The following is a 17,725-nucleotide window of genomic DNA, read 5'->3' on the forward strand; positions in this document are numbered from 1 at the left end:
ACTCTATTTTTGTTACATAACTGTAATAATTCACTTCCTTTAACGAGAAAAGGTAAAAATACCGCGCGAATACCCTCCTTTATAAAAACTAGTAGGAAAAACCTAGTCATAATAAGCTTTATTTACTATTTTTCCTCTTCATTTCGACAAAATTCAATTGGATTTTTAGGCCCTTGTGGCAGTAAATTGTCATCATTTATACAATTGTGTTACATTATGAAGTCAAATAGTCTATTAGGTGGATTATATGGTAAAGTATAGAAGTGAAAAAATTACAGTAAATAGAATAATAGTTATATAGCACTAATTGGAAGTGTGTTTGTTGCCGTAGTCTAGGAGGATATACCAATGCAGGATTCGACAAATAAATTCACGAAGATCAAAAAACATACATATAATAAATTTAAAACTGCTATCAAAAATACCGCATTAACAGTCTTTGCAATCGGTGCGATTTCTTTTGCAGCTGGAAGTTCAGCACAAGCCACAGAAAAGCTGACAACAGTTTACTATGTTTATGTTGATAAACAATATATTGGAACTGTTACTGATAAAACGGCTATAGAAGGTCTAATTGAAACGAAGCTTAAAGAGGCTCAGTCTTTGAATGAAGAGCTGAAATTATCATTAAACTCTGAAGTTACATATGTACCGGAGCAGGTTTTCCATGCAAACTCTGAAACGAATCATACAGAGGTCGCAGAGGAAGTTATGAAAGAAATTAAGGTACAGGCCGAAGCTTCTGCCCTAATCATTGATGGAAATCCAGTTGCCTACGTCCAAAACGAAGAACAAGCAAACGAAATCATTAAGAACTTGAAGTTAAAATATGTATCAGAAGATGAATTAAAAGCAGTTGAGGCAATGAAAGCTTCTGCTACTAATACATTACCCCCTTTGAAAGAAAATGAAACTCGTATATTAGACGTTAAACTATCAAAAGAAGTTTCCGTTAAAACAGAAAAAATTGAGCCGGCAAACATTCTTTCTGTTGAGGATGCTGTTAAGCTACTTGAAAAGGGATCTTTAGAGGAAGTCAAATATACGGTGAAAGAAGGGGATGTGCTAGGTGGAATTGCTCAAGCTCATAACCTTACATCCAAGCAATTGCTAGACCTGAATCCTGGATTATCAGAAGACTCCCTTCTGCAAATTGGCCAGGAATTGAACGTAACCATTTTAAAACCATATATTCACGTTATGATTGAGAAGGAATACTTCACAAATGAAGTGATCCCTTTTGAAAAAGAAGTAGTGGAAGATGCAAAAATGCCCAAAGGGGAAACAAAGGTTAAGCAAGAAGGAAAAGATGGAAAACGGGCTGCTACCTATCATATCTCCGTACAAAATGGGCAAGTGTTGAAGAAGGAGATTGTAAAAGAGGAAATCATCGAGCAGCCTGCTAAACATATTGTCGTCAAAGGGACTAAGGTGATTCCATCCCGCGGTGAAGGCAGCTTTGTCTGGCCTGCGGTTGGAGGATATGTTTCAAGCCATGTAGGCAATCGCTGGGGAAGATTGCACAAAGGAATTGATATCGCTAGACCGAGCAACCGTACGATCAAAGCTGCTGATAATGGGGTAGTTGTATCTGCAGGCTACCAAGGCAGCTTTGGCAACAAAATTGAGATTGACCATCAGAATGGCTACCGTACCATCTATGCTCATCTATCATCTATTAATGTAAAGCCGGGACAAGTCGTTTCAAAGGGCTCTAAGATAGGAGTAATGGGGTCTACTGGAAACTCAACAGGTGTACATTTACATTTTGAACTTTATAAAAATGGCGCACTCCAAAACCCATTAAACTATATTCGTTAATGATCAAAGTCTCTAGTTTCGATACTAGAGGCTTTTCTACTTCAATAAACTAGGTAATGGCAACTATATAATAATTATCCAGCCCTGCCTCTGACATCCTAGGAAATACAACGTTTTTTCTTATTAGATGAATTCACATTTATAACATGTTAAAGTAAAATTGAATGATAATAAACAAAATCTATCAATCAACATAAATCAATCTTCAGGAAAAGGAGAATTACATGGAAAGAAAAATTTTAGTAGTTGATGACGAGAAACCGATTGCTGACATATTGCAATTTAACTTAAAAAAAGAAGGCTTTGAAGTCTATTGTTCGTATGATGGAAATGACGCTCTCGAGAAAGTGGAAGAAATTAAACCAGACCTTATTCTGCTTGATATTATGCTTCCTCAGAGAGACGGAATTGAAGTTTGCCGGGAAGTAAGGAAAAAATACGATATGCCCATCATTATGCTGACAGCAAAGGATTCAGAAATTGATAAGGTGATCGGCCTTGAACTTGGGGCGGATGACTATGTGACAAAGCCATTCAGCACAAGAGAATTAATTGCCCGTATTAAAGCGAATTTGAGAAGGCATCAGCAAATGGCTGCCAATGCGAATGAAGAGGAAGAGACGAATGAAATTACAGTCGGAACCTTAATCATTCATCCAGATGCTTATATTGTGTCAAAAAGAGGAGAAACGATTGAACTGACTCACCGTGAGTTTGAGCTTCTTCATTACTTGGCAAAGCATATTGGACAAGTGATGACCCGTGAGCACCTTCTTCAGACCGTTTGGGGCTATGATTATTACGGAGATGTTCGGACAGTTGACGTAACCGTTCGAAGACTCCGAGAGAAAATTGAGGATAACCCAAGCCACCCAACCTGGATTGTGACAAGAAGGGGAGTTGGGTACTATTTACGAAATCCTGAACAGGAGTAAGGACAATCAATGAAAAAGGTAGGCTTTTTTCGTTCTATTCATCTTAAGTTTGTCATCATCTATGTGTTGCTCATATTGATTGCCATGCAAATTATTGGCGTCTACTTTGTTAGACAATTGGAATTTACACTTAAGGATAATTTTAAATCAACCATTCAGGACCGTGTGAATCTGCTTGCTTATTATCTGGAGGAGCAGCTGACAAAGGAGCGATTGCCTGATGAGGAGGGTCCTACCCTTGAGGAAGATGTTTACCGGCTGTTAAGAGATTATAATTCGGAAGACATCACTGAGGTTAGGGTGATTGAGGGGGCTACTTTAAAGATTCTCGGAACCTCTGACCCTGATAACCAAGGCGTTGTCGGACAAAGAGATACGGATGCATTAATAAAAATGACGCTTGCTACCTCTCAACAGGCAAGTGACGAGCTTATTGATTCCCAAACGGACAATCGAATCTGGGTTTTAGTTACACCGATCAAGCATAATGGCGAGGTAAGAGGAGCCATCTACCTCGTGGCAAAAATAGAAAATGTATTCGAGCAGATGCGGCAAATTAACAGCATCTTTATTTCCGGTACAGCCATTGCCCTTGCCATTACAGCGATTCTGGGTGTCCTTCTAGCCCAAACCATAACACGGCCGATGTCAGACATGAGAAGACAGGCTCTTGCGATGGCGAAGGGAAACTTCTCCCGTAAAGTTAAAATATATGGCAATGATGAAATTGGCCAGCTAGCTATGACGTTTAACAATTTAACGAAAAAATTGCAGGAAGCTCAGGCTACAACTGAAGGGGAAAGGCGAAAGCTCTCATCTGTACTCTCCCATATGACTGACGGGGTGATAGCAACAGATCGAAAAGGAAGAGTTATTTTAATCAATGAACCTGCTGCTGACATGCTGAATGTTTCACGTGAAACAGTTTTATCGATGCCGATTGTTTCACTTCTTGGCCTTGATGAAGATTATACATTTGAAGAATTGCTATCTGAACGGGATTCAATCATTTTGGACTATAGCAACCATTCAAATACATTAATTCTGAGAGCCAATGTTTCTGTCATTCAGAAGGAAACAGGATTTGTTAATGGACTTATTACGGTTCTTCATGACATTACGGAGCAGGAAAAGATTGATATGGAGCGCCGGGAATTTGTTGCAAATGTTTCGCATGAGCTGAGAACGCCGCTCACAACAATGCGAAGTTATTTAGAGGCCTTGGCAGAAGGGGCTTGGCAGGATGAAGAAATTGCTCCGAAATTCTTAGACGTAACTCAGACGGAGACAGAGCGAATGATTCGCCTTGTGAATGATCTTCTGCAGCTTTCAAAAATGGATAGCCGAGATTACCGCCTGAAGAAGGAATGGATTGATGTTATTCGATTCTATAACCGAATCATTGACCGTTTTGAATTATCGAAGCAGCAGAATGTTACCTTCGAAAGGAAACTCCCCGACCATTCAGCGTTTGTTGAATTGGATGGAGACAAGCTAACACAAGTAATTGATAATATTATTTCGAATGCCCTTAAATACTCCCCAGAGGGTGGGAAAATCACCTTCATGCTCGAGGAACAGAATGAATTTGTCGTTATAAGTGTTTCTGATCAGGGAGTAGGGATACCGAAGGAAAATATCAATAAGATATTTGAACGATTTTACCGGGTGGATAAGGCTAGAACGAGAAAACTTGGAGGCACTGGACTTGGGCTTGCAATCGCCAAAGAAATGGTAGAAGCCCATGGAGGGAAAATATGGGCGACAAGTAAAGAAGGAAAAGGAACAACCATTTCGTTCAGCCTGCCATATGATCGTACTGAAGAGGATGATTGGGAATGACATATGAAAATATAAAATCACTCATCTTAGTCATTTTAGTATGCTTTAGTGTGCTTTTAACATGGAGCATCTGGACATATCAGCCCAATTTAGAAACGATGAAAAAAACAAAAACGGTTCAAGAAGTCGCGATCAGTGAGAAAAAGGATGCAGAAAAGATTGTTAAGCCAGACAGAGTGATCTACCATTATTCAAAGGATAAGCATTTTGGAACGACAGATGCAGGTGAGATTGATAAGATCATTTCTGAAATTAGCAGATGGAATTTTACAGATTTTATAGATGTCACTAGTGAAATTAAGAACTACCCTTCATTCATTCATAATTCCGGAAATGCAGTTATTCTCTTTCCAGATTCGATACCAATCGATTTTTACCGAACAATCATTGATATGAAGGAAAAAAAGATCCCAGATTTTTATTTTGACCGAATTGTTATTGATACAGAGGGAATTCAAAAGGATCAGGGATTTGTCTATTTCATTTCATCTGAAAAGGGCCAGGCTTTCCGAAGCCAAGTCCCTGCATCATTCGTGCAAAGTTTTTATAACGGCTTTTTTAATAATGCGGAATATAGCCTTCATTATGCTAAGTACTTTCCGTTTAAGAGTTCTAGCAACCGGGTTATTTACATGCCAGAGGATGCACCTAAAATGATTCAATACCAGTACTTATCAAAACCTTTAGAGTCAGAAAAGTTCAAGAATGCTTTGTTCAGGGATCCTACTGTCGTTAAGAAGAGTTATCAGCAATCTGGTGAGGAATACACAAATGGTTCAAGCTTAATGCGTGTGAATAATGATCGAAATACGCTTTCATATGTGAATCCAGTTGGTGGCAGCGAAAGCCAATTGACGTCAAAAAGCCTTCTGAAAAGGAGTATTGATTTTGTCAATGATCACGGGGGCTGGACTGATAATTACCGTTTTGTTGAAATGGATGAGACGAGCCGCCAAGTATTGTTCCGTATTTATGATCACAAAGGATATCCTATTTTTAGTGAGGGCAGCGGAATTTCAGAAATTCGCGAAACTTGGGGCCAAAGTGAAATCTATAAATATTTCAGGAGTAACTTCTTAATGGAGCTTCGAATGGAAGATACTGAAGTGAGTCTTCCATCGGGACAAAAGGCTATTGAGCTGTTGGAATTGAAAGGACTTGAACTGGCCAATCTGCAGGATATGATGCTCGGCTATTCGATGGAAAAGGATTCAAGGCTCGTGTATTTAGAGCCTAGCTGGTTCTATAAATATAATGGTTCCTGGAATCAGTTATCCGTGGATGAGACAATGGGAGGGGCTAACCGTGGATTGGAGTAGAATCAAAACCATTTTCATCTTAACCTTCCTCGTCCTGGATATCTATTTAATGTATGAGTTTTTTAAGCTAAACGATTCGAGCCAGTATGAGTATAGTACAGAAACTTCCTTTGAAAAGCGATTAAAGACAGATGAAATTGAGTATGTAGAGCTTCCAAAAAATTATGCGAAAGATTCGTATTTAAGCGCAAAGCCGAAAAGCTTTAATAATGATGAAATTGAATCATTAGAGAACACGAAGCTTAAGGGGCAGAGACTGCAGGTCAATACAGGCACAGTGCTAAAATTTGTTCTTGATAAGCCGTATGAGCTTAGTGATAAATTGGATACGGCAGAAATCAATTCATTCGTCAAAAATAATGTTTTAAATGGGGATCAATATCGTTTTTGGAAGAAAGAAGAGAATGCGATTACGTATTACCAGCAATTCGATGATAAGGTTTTCTATCATAATATGAGCGGCGAGCTAACGATTTATTTAAATGAAGAGAATGATATTGTGACTTACCAGCAATCCATGCTGGAGGAAATTGAAGAGCTATCAGAAGAACAGAAGCTTATCCAGCCTTTGAAGGCAATCGAAACGCTTTATGAAAAAGGCTCCTTAAAGTCAAAGAGCAAGATAACAAAGGTGGAGCTGGGCTATTTCACCTTTGTGCAATTAAGCACGTCACAGGTTTTGACTCCTGCATGGCGTTTTGTGATTAATGATAATGAAGATGTATTTGTTCATGCCTTTGAAGGGCAGATCATCGAATTAAACAACGAAGATAAAAATATAGTGGAGTGAGAGAATATGCGATTCAGCGTACTCGCGAGTGGTAGTACGGGGAATGCGATCTTTGTCGAGACTGAGGATCATTCGTTTCTTGTCGATGCGGGCTTGAGCGGAAAGCAAATGGAAGCCTTGTTTCAAAAGATTGACCGGGATATGGGGAAGCTCTCCGGCATCTTAGTAACCCATGAACATAGTGATCATATTAAAGGTGTCGGGATACTCGCAAGAAAATATAAATTACCCATCTATGCCAATGAAAAGACATGGAATGCAATGGACGGTTTAATCGGACAGGTCCCTGTGGAGCAGAAATTTACTTTTTCCATGGAGACGGTTAAGTCATTTGGATCATTAGATATTGAATCCTTTGGCGTTTCACATGATGCGGCCGATCCGATGTTCTATGTGTTCCACCATTCAGGGAAAAAGCTTGTATTGATTACGGATACAGGGTATGTAAGTGATCGTATGAAGGGGCTCATATCCAATGCGGACGCTTATGTATTTGAAAGCAACCATGATGTCCAAATGCTGCGGATGGGCCGCTATCCATGGAGCATTAAAAGGCGAATCCTCAGCGATGTCGGACATGTATCCAATGAGGATGCAGCGATTGCCATGAGCGAAGTGGCCGGCGAACGGACAAAGCGCTTTTATCTGGCACACTTAAGCCAGGACAATAATATTAAAGAACTAGCAAGAATGTCCGTATCCCAAACGCTTGAAAGCAGAGGCATTATTGTGGGAGAGCAGTTTGAGCTATATGATACAGATCCAAAGACACCGACTGCGCTGACGGCAATATAGCGATTTTAGCAGGAGTGAAGAGCCTCTTTTGACGGCTTTTCACTCCTTTTTTTATTGTTAAAAAAATGGTTCTAACTTATGAACAAACTCGTAAGATTGCTGATTTGACCTGCATTTCAATAGATTCTTCAAAAGAGGCGAGTATAATAATAAATAAGGTGGAAGAATAGAAAGTAGCACTTATATTTAACACCTTTTCAATAGAGCTTGTACGAAGTTTCTAAATGAAATAAGGGAAAGGAATGGTCCAGAGTGGGTTACTATGATCAAGATTATCGAAACCAGTATAAGAAGCAAAAGGGAAACAGGGGCGGCTATTTTCTAGCAAGCCTTGTCGGGGCAATTCTAGGTGCCATTCTTGTAATCATTGCCATCCCGAAATTTGCTGAGTTGAATGTATTGCCTTATTCTGTTCAGCCAGACGCCCAGTTAGAAGAAAGTGCGGCCACTAATAATAACGCAAATATTCCTACTGAAAATGTCTCTCTGAACGTGGTTTCAGACGTAACAAAAGCGGTTGATAAAGCAGGTGATGCGGTTGTTGGGGTATCCAATATTCAAACAACAAGCTTCTGGGGTGAAGGCAGCAACGGCAGCAACGTAGAAGAGCCTGCTGGAACAGGATCAGGAGTCATTTATAAAAAGGCTGGAAATAAAGCTTTTGTTGTCACGAATCACCATGTAGTGGAGAATGCTAGTAAGCTAGAGGTTACTTTAGCGGATGGGACGAAGATTCCGGCCGAGCTTCGTGGCAGTGACATTTGGACGGATCTTGCTGTTTTGGAAATTGATGCGAAGGACGTAAAAGCCATTGCTGAGTTTGGAAATTCCGATACATTAAAAGCGGGAGAACCCGTAATCGCTATCGGGAATCCACTTGGTCCGACGTTCTCAGGTTCAGTGACACAAGGGATAATTTCCGGATTAGAGCGGACCATTCCAGTAGATATTAACCGCGATGGAGTCATTGACTGGAATGCCGAAGTACTGCAAACAGATGCGGCGATTAACCCTGGTAACAGTGGCGGAGCCTTAGTCAATATTAAAGGGCAGGTCATTGGAATCAACTCTATGAAAATTGCCCAGAATGCAGTTGAAGGAATTGGTTTAGCAATCCCAATCAACTCCGCACTTCCGATTATTAATGATCTTGAAAAATTCGGCGATGTCAAAAGACCATATATGGGTGTAGATTTAAAATCCGTTAACGAAATTCCATCCTACTATCAGCAGGAAGCATTGAAGCTGCCAAGAGATGTGAATTATGGAGTCGCTTTAAGACAGGTTGTGCCAAATTCGCCAGCCGCACAAGCAGGATTACAAGAGCTTGATGTGATCGTTGAAATGGATGGAGAACAAATCAAAGATGTGGTTGATCTCCGAAAGCACCTTTACAATAAAAAGAAAGTCGGCGACCAAATGAAAGTGAAATTCTACCGCGATGGAAAGATTCAGGAAGTAACGGTGAAACTGAGCGGGGAAACGTTTTAATTAAATTGGGGACAGGGGAGCGAAAAGTGCTCTCCTGTTTTTTTGAATTTGAGTTGGAAAAACTTAAAATGTGAATAACTTTTTGCCGGTCTGGCTATATAAAAAATGTGGGTGCTTTCACATTTGTTTTTGTTTTGTTAAGATGAAATGTGGATAACTGAAAAATGATGTGGATTTTTAAATTATCCACAATATAATATTAGAAATTAGGTGGATTAAGGATGAAAGAAAATAAACAAATCATATGCAGCTGTGATGAACACGTTGATATAGCAATAGATACAATCGTTGATGAGTGTGAAACCTTTCCAGTGTTAACGAAACTTTCAGACGAGGAAAAGTTATCAACACCCTGTGAATATTGTCGAAATCAGGCAATATATCTTGTGGCGAACGAATGATCTCACACAATATGTGGATAGAAAATGTGGATATGTGGATAAGTTATGTGGATATCTTGTTTGTAAAGTGAGGATTACTTGTGAATATCCCAATTATTACCGTCGGAAAATTAAAAGAGAAGTATTTAAAGCAGGGAATTGATGAATACTTAAAGCGATTATCAGCCTACGCTAAAGTGGAAATCATCGAAGTTCCCGATGAAAAGGCGCCTGAAGAATTGAGCGAAACCGAAATGCTGCAAGTGAAGCAAAAAGAAGGCGAGCGGATATTGGCCAAGATTAATCCAGATGCCCATGTGATTGCTCTTGCAATTGAAGGGAAAATGAAATCATCTGAGGAGCTGGCGGATACTTTAGACAAGCTTGCTACATATGGAAAGAGCAAGGTGGCATTTGTCATTGGCGGATCGCTGGGGTTGAGTGAGGATGTGTTGAAGCGGGCGGATGAGAAATTGAGCTTTTCCAAAATGACGTTTCCGCATCAGTTGATGAGGTTGGTGTTGGTGGAGCAGGTTTATCGGGCGTTTCGGATAATAAAGGGGGCGCCGTATCATAAGTAAGTGGAGTTTTTAGCCAAAAGCCTCTCCTCAAGGTTGGGGAGGCTAGAGCATACCCGATTAGATAAAATAGTCGGAAAAATTCCGCTTAATTGGTAAAAAAAATAAAAAACAGCTTAAATAGACGGAGAGATTCCGCCTATTGCCCCAAAAAACGTGAAAATTGGGGATTTTGTTTTGCATAGGCGGAAAACCTTCCCTTATTTACCCCGAAATGAGCTCCATTTTGCCTCTAACCGGAAAACCTCCGTTTATTTTACTTTCGCTGGTTCCTTAAATATAAACAAGAATTCTTATCGAAAGGAAGTGAGATGAAACCATCACGAGATGGTGCTTTGGTGCTTTGATTTTTAGCATTTTTTTGTTATCTTAAAAAATCCTAGAGAACCCGGTATCTAATTAGGAACATTTCACAATATGGTAAAGCGATAATCCACTGGGGAGAATCATATCCCCAAAAAGGATATTTATTGGAATTGCTCATAATGCAGATCCTTTATACTAAAAGAGTAAGCATGTTAATCAATAATTTATCGAAACCAGTTTTATTAAATCCTATACTTTTTAACTGAAATGGAAAAAAAGGAGCTAGATGTATGAATAAGCTAAGACCGGTTTTAGATTATGTCGATTCAATAATGGTTGTAGATAAGAATTTTAATATTATACATACAAGTAGGGCTAATCCAAGATTCGGTAATAATGAAATGGTTAATGAATATAACCAGTATTACCACAAACGATTTTTTGAAGTATATCCAAATCTTGACCCCAAAGAAAGTACGATGGTTGAATGCTTGAAAACTGGTAAAATAACGTTTCATAAGAGTCAAGTATTCACTGACTTGCTCGGTAGAATATATCATACAAAGAATATTACCTATCCAATTATTCGTTATGGTGAAATTGTTGGAGCTATAGAATTATCACAAGATATCACCTCTATTGGAGATTTAGATCCGTTACTAAATAATGACCTTACAAAGAAAAAGGCAAAAAAGCAAAAAGAAAAATTGAATAGTGATGTTTCATTTGAAAGTATACTTACAATTAATCATCAAATGATTGAAAATATTAGACGGGCAAAGATATTTGCTCTAAATGACAATCCCGTATTAATTTATGGAGAAACAGGTACTGGAAAAGAAATGTTTGTGGAGGCCATGGTCAAAAGTAATGAGTTTCGAAAAGAGAAATTTATTATTCAAAATTGTGCTGCCATTCCGGAAACATTATTTGAATCCATATTGTTTGGATCATCCAAAGGTGCTTTCACAGATGCAAAAGATAAGGTCGGTTTATTTGAAATGGCAGATGGGGGAGTCTTTTTTCTTGATGAACTCAATTCTATGCCAATCCATCTACAGGCAAAGTTGCTTAGATTTTTACAAGACGGGAAAATAAGACCAATAGGAAGTTCCAAGGAAAAAAAGGTAAATGTTAAGATTATTGTAGCTATAAACCAGAATCCAACAAAATTAATTAAAGAAAAACTTTTAAGAGAAGACTTATTTTATCGATTAAGCAGCAATATTATACACCTTGTACCATTACGTGAACGTAAGGAGGATATCACGTTATATATTGATCACTTTATTAATCATTTTAATAAAATGTATAATAAGAAAGTTTCTAAAATATCTACGAATTTGAGGGATATCCTTCTTAACTATGATTGGCCTGGGAACGTTAGAGAATTAAAACATATAATAGAATCTATGGTAAATGTTTCGGATGATGAACTATTAACTACTAATAATCTTCCAATTTATCTAAAAGAAGTTATACATACCGAGAAAGGGAGGGCGGAAAATAGAGAAGATAAAGAAAGTACAAGAGGTTTCAAACTGTCTCTTCAAGAAATGTTAAATAATACAGAAACAGACTACATTATACGGGCTTTGAAGTTCACTAAAGGCAATGTTACACGTTCTGCTGAATTGCTTCAATTACCAAGACAAACTCTTAAGTATAAAATAGATAAGCTGAACATTGATATAAATAGAATAAAATAGTGTTATGGAAGAAAAAACGCTATGTGATTGGCGTTTTTTTATTGCCAAAAAATTGGCGTTAATTCTTTGAGATCGCTAGATTACTGGCGAATTCTGTATCCATTCCATTCCTATCGCCAAATACTTGTCGGAGAGTTTCTATTCACAAAGGAAAATATTCAAAAATGCCTTATTTTCAACGTTTTCAAGAGGCAGAAAAGTTGGCATGTTTATTGCAAGTATATTTAGTGTGATTGCTTTTAATTATTACGCTCAAGTCAAGCTTGTTTTCTTACTGATTTGTGCCTTGAGTGAAGCGAAAGGAATGGTTATAAAGATGAAAGTAGTTGTATTAGGAGGAGCAGGACTACAGGGAAGAGCGGTTTTATACGATCTTAGTAATTCTCAAGATGTAAAGGAGATCGTATGTGTAGACGCAGATTTTAAGGGGGTAGATTCGTTTCAACAGCATCTGGATATGAGTAAAATAAGCAAAAAAAGGGTTGATGTTACAAATAAGGATTCTCTCGCTGAACTATTTAAAGAAAATGTAGATGTTGTAATTGACGTACTTCCTAAACAATTTAATGCTATTGCGGCAGATGCAGCAGTTGAAGCAGGTGTAAATATTGTTAACTGTTCTTATGCATCGGCACTTTCAGAGGATATTTATGGAAAGGCGGAAAATGCAGGTGTAACGGTTTTACCTGAAGCCGGTCTTGATCCTGGTATAGACTTGGTTCTGTGTGGATATGCGGTAAGTCAGTTAGATGAAGTTTACGATCTCTATTCGTTTACAGGTGGAATGCCTGAAAAATCTATTGCAGCGGCAAATCCCCTAAAATACAAAGTAACGTGGAATTTCTATAATACGTTATTGTCTTATTATCGTCCTGCTAAAATCATGAAGGATGGTAAGGTAATTGAAATCCCTGCAGCAGATCAGAACAGGGAAAAGTGGAAACTGGATTTATCTTTGTCTGGAATTGATGGCTTAGAGGCTTTTCCAAATGGCGATGCTGTTCGATTTGCTCAGTTATTAGGTATTGAAGAGACTGTTCGAAATACCGAGCGCAGAGCAATACGCTGGGCAGGTCACATGGAATTTTGGAGTAATATGGTTGACCTTGGCTTTTTTGAAGAAAAAACAGTGCCAGGATTGCCTGCTGCTATCACTCCTACAGAATTTCTAGCCGCACATTTAGGTCCTCGCCTTCAGTATAAGGACGATGAAAAGGACCTTGTTCTAATGAAAAATATCATTCGCGGGAAAAAAGATGGCAAGAATGTAGAGTATATTTATGAATTGGCGATGGAAAGGAATCTGGAAATAGGACTCTATGCTATGAACATGTCTGTCGGATATACTGCCAGTATAGCCGCACAGATGATTGTCAATAAGGTTATTACAAAGACTGGTGTGCTAAATCCTATAACAGACATTCCATATCAAACATTCATTAAGGAATTAAGCGATCGTGGAATTCAAATTATAGAATCAAAAAGGTTTATATAATCTTGTTATTTTAAAGGAAATATCAAAGTTATATAAAAGGGGTAAATTAGTTACTGATAAATAACTAATTGTTATGAGTACAGATTATTATGAAAAACTGTACAAAAATCAATTATTTCCGATGGGGGGAATCACAATGGAAAGGAAGCTGCCAAGCTTTAGAATATCTATCATCATTATTTGTCTTATGATTGTTACAATGGCTGTTTCGGTATTTATTTTTGATATACCAATCCATATTACGTTGTTATTAGTTATTACATTTTCAGTATTATTGTTATTATTGGAAGGAATTAAATGGCAAGATATAATGTCTGCAATTGAGGATGCTGGAAAACTAGCATTACCTCCTCTGCTAATTTTATATGTAATAGGAGCATTAATCGGTACATGGATAGCCAGTGGTACAGTACCTATGATTATTTACTGGGGATTAGAGCTAATTCATCCTTCTATATTTTTGGTGACAGCAGTTCTTGTTACTTCTATAGTATCTGTTGCTTCAGGAAGTTCATGGTCTACTGCTGGAACTATTGGGGTTGCACTAATGGGAGTTGGCGGAGTTTTAGGATTAAATCCTGCGATTACTGCTGGAGCTATTATTTCGGGATCCTACGTTGGAGATAAGATGTCGCCAATGTCTGATACTACTAATTTGGCACCCGCAGTTGCGGAGGCAGATTTATTTGATCATATAAAGGCCATGGTCACTACGGCATTACCAGGTTTCTTAATTACATTAATTATATTCTTAATTTTAGGCTTTAACCAAACGTCTAATGTGAAGCTAGATTCTATTAATAATATCATGGGTTCACTCGATGAAACATTTAACTTGAGTATTATTACATTAATTCCACCTCTAATTGTATTACTATTTGCTATTAAAAAAGTACCATCCTTAATTACTCTAATAACTTCAGCAATAGTTGCTGCGTTAATTGCAATTTTTATGCAGGGGCAAAGCATCATGACGATAACAACAATTATGGATTCTGGGTATGTTGCAAATACGGGTATAAAAGAGGTTGATTCACTTCTAAGCAGAGGTGGTTTCCAAAGTATGAACTGGACTAGCAGTTTAGCTATGCTGGGGATTATATTGGGCACAATATTGGAGAAAACGGGAGTTCTTGAAGTCTTGTTAAGTAAATTGTTTAGGCTTACAAAAACAGTTGGCGGACTAGTCAGTACTACCGTATTAAGTGTAGTTGGTCTTAATATGATTACAGCGAGCCAATATACTAGTATCGTCATTGGTGGAAGGATGTTTATTACAGGATATAAAAAGAAAAATATGCTTCCACAGACTTTATCCAGAACATTAGAGGATTCGGGAACAATAACATCCCCATTGGTTCCATGGAATACATGCGGAGTATTTATGGCAGGTACGTTAGGAGTGTCTACAATGGCTTATGCGCCCTATGCAATATTCTGCTGGACTGTTCCAATAATAGCTATTATATATGGATTCACCAACAAATTCCAATGGAAAACTGGGGAAATTGAAAGTAAAAAAGTATATGATATTGGGGCATAATCAAATTGATCTCACGATTTACCAGCATGAGCACTAAAACCTTCATGCGATGGAAGCAAAGGGCTGATTCTCCTTTGCTTCTATTTTTATTTTCTATTTGAAACAGAAGGACCGTCCCCTGCTTCAAAGAAAAAGTACATCAACTCCGGCCTTCCATTTCGGGATTGAACGTTTCTCCAAAGCGTGAAAGGCAGATTATCAAATAATCGGTGCCTGTCCATCAGTAAAGTAACGCTTTATCACACTGGGGGACAGGCACTGTTTTTTCTGTTTTTTTTCGCTAAGTTTTTTTATATTCCTTTGTTTCAGTTGTAGAAAAATCATGATTTACAATATCCCCCATTTCCCAATCCATGTTACCATTAAATCAGGACTTTTTATGGAGGATTAACAATGAATAATATATACGAAGAGGTCATTCGTTTTCGAGATGAGCGGAAGTGGAAGCCTTATCATAATGAAAAGGATTTAGCATTGTCGATAGTTTTAGAAGCTTCTGAGCTTCTTGAGAATTTTCAATGGAAAAGCAGTGAAGAGGCTGTAGCTTCATCGCGGCAAAATATAAAAGAAGAGATGGCCGATATTCTTATCTATTTAATACAATTGGCAGATAAACTTGATGTTGATCTAGAACAAGAGGTTCTGCTTAAGTTACAAAAGAATGCATTGAAATATCCTGTTCGAAATGAGGAGGAGCATTAATTTGATCGTTTATGAAGCAACAAAGACTGAATTTCTGGATGATGTGTTTCAGGATCATTTGGTGAATAATATATGTGCCAATTACAATGAGAAGATTGGCAAAATAAATGAACGTGAAGTTAGGGCTTGGGATAATTCAATGCAATACATGTATCGGGTGTTATGTGATGAGGAGATACCCAACAACGCTGGAGTTGCCATTGAGTTTAAAATTCCATATACATCTAAACGGGTCGATTTTTTAATATCAGGTCGTGATGACAGCAAGGATTCTGTGGTGATTGTTGAGCTTAAGCATTGGGAATCAGTTGAGAAAGTGGAAGGGAAAGAAGCCATTGTCAAGACATTCATAAATATAGGAATGATTGAAACGGCTCATCCTTCTTACCAAGCCTGGTCTTATGCTGCATTAATACAGGATTATAATGAAAATGTACAAGATGATCATATTGATTTATATCCATGTGCTTACTTACATAACTATTTAAAATCGGGTCAGGATGATCCGCTTACGGCTCCAGTTTATAGAGACTATATTGACCAGGCGCCAATTTTTGCAAAAGGAGAGGCGCCTAATTTAAGAGCTTTTATTAAAAAATATATTAAATATGGCGATGATAAAGAGAACTTATACAAGATTGAGAACGGTAGAATCCGTCCATCGAAATCCCTGCAAGATTCTTTAAGCAGCATGTTAAAAGGAAATCGGGAGTTTGTCATGATTGATGACCAAAAGGTTGTCTATGAAACGGCTGTTGCCCTCGCTATAAAAGCTCAGAAAACAGAACAAAAACAAGTATTAGTAGTTGAAGGAGGCCCAGGGACTGGAAAGTCAGTTTTAGCTATTAATCTATTAGTAGAGCTTACTAGACGTGGTCTTGTTGCACAATACGTGACAAAAAACTCAGCACCTCGGAATATTTACGCAAACAAATTAAAAGGTGATTTTCGTAAAAATAGAATAGATAATTTGTTCAAAGGTTCTGGCAGTTATACAGAAACCCCCAATAATGAATTTGACGCGCTTATCGTAGAAGAGGCACACAGGTTAAATGAGAAATCTGGAATGTTTCAAAATATGGGTGAAAATCAAATAAAAGAGGTTATCCATTCTTCCCTCTTTTCAATATTTTTTATAGATGAGAATCAGCGTGTGACCTTGAAGGATATAGGCAGCATCGAGATGATTGAGAAGTTTGCAAAAGAACAGGGGGCCATTATTACAAGGACCGAATTATCCTCGCAATTTCGCTGTGATGGTTCGGATGGATATATGGCCTGGCTTGATGATGTCCTTAACATTCGAGAAACAGCTAATAGCGATTACTTGGGATTAAACTATGATTTTCGTGTTTTCTCCGACCCTAATGAACTCCTGACTGAAATCCAAAGGCTAAACAAAAGGAAGAATAAATCCAGAATAGTAGCGGGATATTGCTGGGATTGGAAAAAGGAAGGAAAGAACGATCCCAATTACCATGATATTGTCCTTCCAGAATATAGTTTTGGAATGAGCTGGAATCTTGGAAATACTGCAACTTGGGCAATTGATGAAGGCTCTGTAAAAGAGGCAGGCTGCATTCACACGTGCCAAGGGCTGGAATTTGATTACGTAGGTGTCATTATTGGTGATGATCTTATTTTTCGTGACGGGCAGGTCCAGACAAACCATAAACAAAGAGCTAAAACGGACCAATCCTTAAGAGGTTTAAAGTCGATGTTAAAAACGGATTCGGAAAAAGCCGAGAAATTAGCCGATGAAATCATAAGAAACACATACCGTACATTAATGACACGAGGGCAAAAGGGCTGTTTTATTTATTGTACTGATAAAGAATTGGAAGCGTACTTTATAGAAAGAATTAATCGTGCGTCTTATACTTATAATGGAAATGAAATGTTTAAAATGGCGGTGGCGGAAGGTAAAGAGGGGTATGACGCTTAATCAGCTTATCTAAATAAATCCCTAATGGGTCCATCAATAGGGCCCATTTTTCTATGCCCAATGGAAAATATTAA

The 17,725-nt window shown here is 38.0% G+C and carries 14 protein-coding genes; all 14 read left to right on the forward strand.

Annotated elements, in window-relative coordinates; all coding sequences use genetic code 11:
• Nucleotides 1-348: 348 nt before the first annotated feature.
• The 14 genes from AR328_RS13890 to AR328_RS13955 all read left to right on the forward strand — a co-directional run bounded on the left by AR328_RS13890 (nucleotide 349) and on the right by AR328_RS13955 (nucleotide 17,651).
• Nucleotides 349-1,821 (forward strand): M23 family metallopeptidase, encoded by a 1,473-nt coding sequence (locus tag AR328_RS13890; RefSeq protein WP_066296079.1) that lies wholly within the window; start codon nucleotides 349-351, stop codon nucleotides 1,819-1,821.
• Between the two features lie 224 nt (nucleotides 1,822-2,045).
• On the forward strand, nucleotides 2,046-2,756 hold the full coding sequence (yycF, locus tag AR328_RS13895) for a response regulator YycF (RefSeq protein WP_066296081.1): 711 nt from the start codon (nucleotides 2,046-2,048) through the stop codon (nucleotides 2,754-2,756).
• A 9-nt stretch (nucleotides 2,757-2,765) separates the two neighbouring features.
• A complete protein-coding gene (gene walK / locus AR328_RS13900) occupies nucleotides 2,766-4,598 on the forward strand; it encodes a cell wall metabolism sensor histidine kinase WalK (RefSeq protein ID WP_066296084.1) in 1,833 nt (610 codons plus the stop codon).
• Nucleotides 4,595-5,917: a YycH family regulatory protein gene (locus tag AR328_RS13905; RefSeq protein WP_066296088.1), complete on the forward strand. Its 1,323-nt coding sequence runs from the start codon at nucleotides 4,595-4,597 to the stop codon at nucleotides 5,915-5,917. Before walK ends, AR328_RS13905 begins: the two co-directional genes overlap by 4 nt.
• The gene (locus tag AR328_RS13910; RefSeq protein WP_066296090.1) at nucleotides 5,904-6,707 is read left to right on the forward strand and encodes a two-component system regulatory protein YycI; all 804 of its coding nucleotides are present in this window, start codon (nucleotides 5,904-5,906) and stop codon (nucleotides 6,705-6,707) included. Before AR328_RS13905 ends, AR328_RS13910 begins: the two co-directional genes overlap by 14 nt.
• Nucleotides 6,708-6,713: 6 nt before the next feature.
• Nucleotides 6,714-7,502, forward strand: coding sequence for an MBL fold metallo-hydrolase (locus tag AR328_RS13915; RefSeq protein WP_066296092.1), 789 nt, complete (start codon nucleotides 6,714-6,716; stop codon nucleotides 7,500-7,502).
• A gap of 252 nt (nucleotides 7,503-7,754) precedes the next feature.
• Nucleotides 7,755-8,993, forward strand: coding sequence for a S1C family serine protease (locus AR328_RS13920; RefSeq protein ID WP_066296094.1), 1,239 nt, complete (start codon nucleotides 7,755-7,757; stop codon nucleotides 8,991-8,993).
• A gap of 221 nt (nucleotides 8,994-9,214) precedes the next feature.
• Nucleotides 9,215-9,394, forward strand: a complete 180-nt coding sequence (locus AR328_RS13925) for a CxxH/CxxC protein (RefSeq protein WP_066296096.1) — start codon at nucleotides 9,215-9,217, stop codon at nucleotides 9,392-9,394.
• A gap of 80 nt (nucleotides 9,395-9,474) precedes the next feature.
• Entirely contained in the window at nucleotides 9,475-9,954 is a 480-nt protein-coding gene (rlmH, locus tag AR328_RS13930) for a 23S rRNA (pseudouridine(1915)-N(3))-methyltransferase RlmH (protein ID WP_066296103.1), read from the forward strand.
• Between the two features lie 593 nt (nucleotides 9,955-10,547).
• Nucleotides 10,548-11,966 carry a sigma-54 interaction domain-containing protein gene (locus AR328_RS13935; protein ID WP_066296109.1) on the forward strand — a complete coding sequence of 473 codons (1,419 nt, stop codon included), beginning with the start codon at nucleotides 10,548-10,550 and terminating at the stop codon, nucleotides 11,964-11,966.
• A gap of 205 nt (nucleotides 11,967-12,171) precedes the next feature.
• Entirely contained in the window at nucleotides 12,172-13,461 is a 1,290-nt protein-coding gene (locus AR328_RS13940) for a saccharopine dehydrogenase family protein (RefSeq protein ID WP_066296112.1), read from the forward strand.
• Nucleotides 13,462-13,597: 136 nt separating this feature from the next.
• Nucleotides 13,598-15,004 (forward strand): Na+/H+ antiporter NhaC, encoded by a 1,407-nt coding sequence (gene nhaC / locus AR328_RS13945; protein ID WP_082677240.1) that lies wholly within the window; start codon nucleotides 13,598-13,600, stop codon nucleotides 15,002-15,004.
• Between the two features lie 393 nt (nucleotides 15,005-15,397).
• Nucleotides 15,398-15,706 carry a nucleotide pyrophosphohydrolase gene (locus AR328_RS13950; RefSeq protein WP_066296122.1) on the forward strand — a complete coding sequence of 103 codons (309 nt, stop codon included), beginning with the start codon at nucleotides 15,398-15,400 and terminating at the stop codon, nucleotides 15,704-15,706.
• A gap of 1 nt (nucleotide 15,707) precedes the next feature.
• Nucleotides 15,708-17,651, forward strand: a complete 1,944-nt coding sequence (locus AR328_RS13955) for a DUF2075 domain-containing protein (protein WP_066296132.1) — start codon at nucleotides 15,708-15,710, stop codon at nucleotides 17,649-17,651.
• The last annotated feature ends 74 nt before the right edge of the window (nucleotides 17,652-17,725 follow it).

The organism is Bacillus sp. FJAT-29937 (assembly GCF_001509555.1).
Classification (GTDB): domain Bacteria; phylum Bacillota; class Bacilli; order Bacillales; family Cytobacillaceae; genus Cytobacillus.

Excerpts from the sequence above, each read along its gene's own strand:
- AR328_RS13890 (WP_066296079.1), top strand. The coding sequence starts at position 349 with ATGCAGGATTCGACAAATAAATTCACGAAGATCAAAAAACATACATAT.
- yycF (WP_066296081.1), top strand. The coding sequence starts at position 2,046 with ATGGAAAGAAAAATTTTAGTAGTTGATGACGAGAAACCGATTGCTGAC.
- walK (WP_066296084.1), top strand. The coding sequence starts at position 2,766 with ATGAAAAAGGTAGGCTTTTTTCGTTCTATTCATCTTAAGTTTGTCATC.
- AR328_RS13905 (WP_066296088.1), top strand. The coding sequence starts at position 4,595 with ATGACATATGAAAATATAAAATCACTCATCTTAGTCATTTTAGTATGC.
- AR328_RS13915 (WP_066296092.1), top strand. The coding sequence starts at position 6,714 with ATGCGATTCAGCGTACTCGCGAGTGGTAGTACGGGGAATGCGATCTTT.
- AR328_RS13925 (WP_066296096.1), top strand. The coding sequence starts at position 9,215 with ATGAAAGAAAATAAACAAATCATATGCAGCTGTGATGAACACGTTGAT.
- AR328_RS13935 (WP_066296109.1), top strand. The coding sequence starts at position 10,548 with ATGAATAAGCTAAGACCGGTTTTAGATTATGTCGATTCAATAATGGTT.
- AR328_RS13940 (WP_066296112.1), top strand. The coding sequence starts at position 12,172 with ATGTTTATTGCAAGTATATTTAGTGTGATTGCTTTTAATTATTACGCT.
- nhaC (WP_082677240.1), top strand. The coding sequence starts at position 13,598 with ATGGAAAGGAAGCTGCCAAGCTTTAGAATATCTATCATCATTATTTGT.
- AR328_RS13950 (WP_066296122.1), top strand. The coding sequence starts at position 15,398 with ATGAATAATATATACGAAGAGGTCATTCGTTTTCGAGATGAGCGGAAG.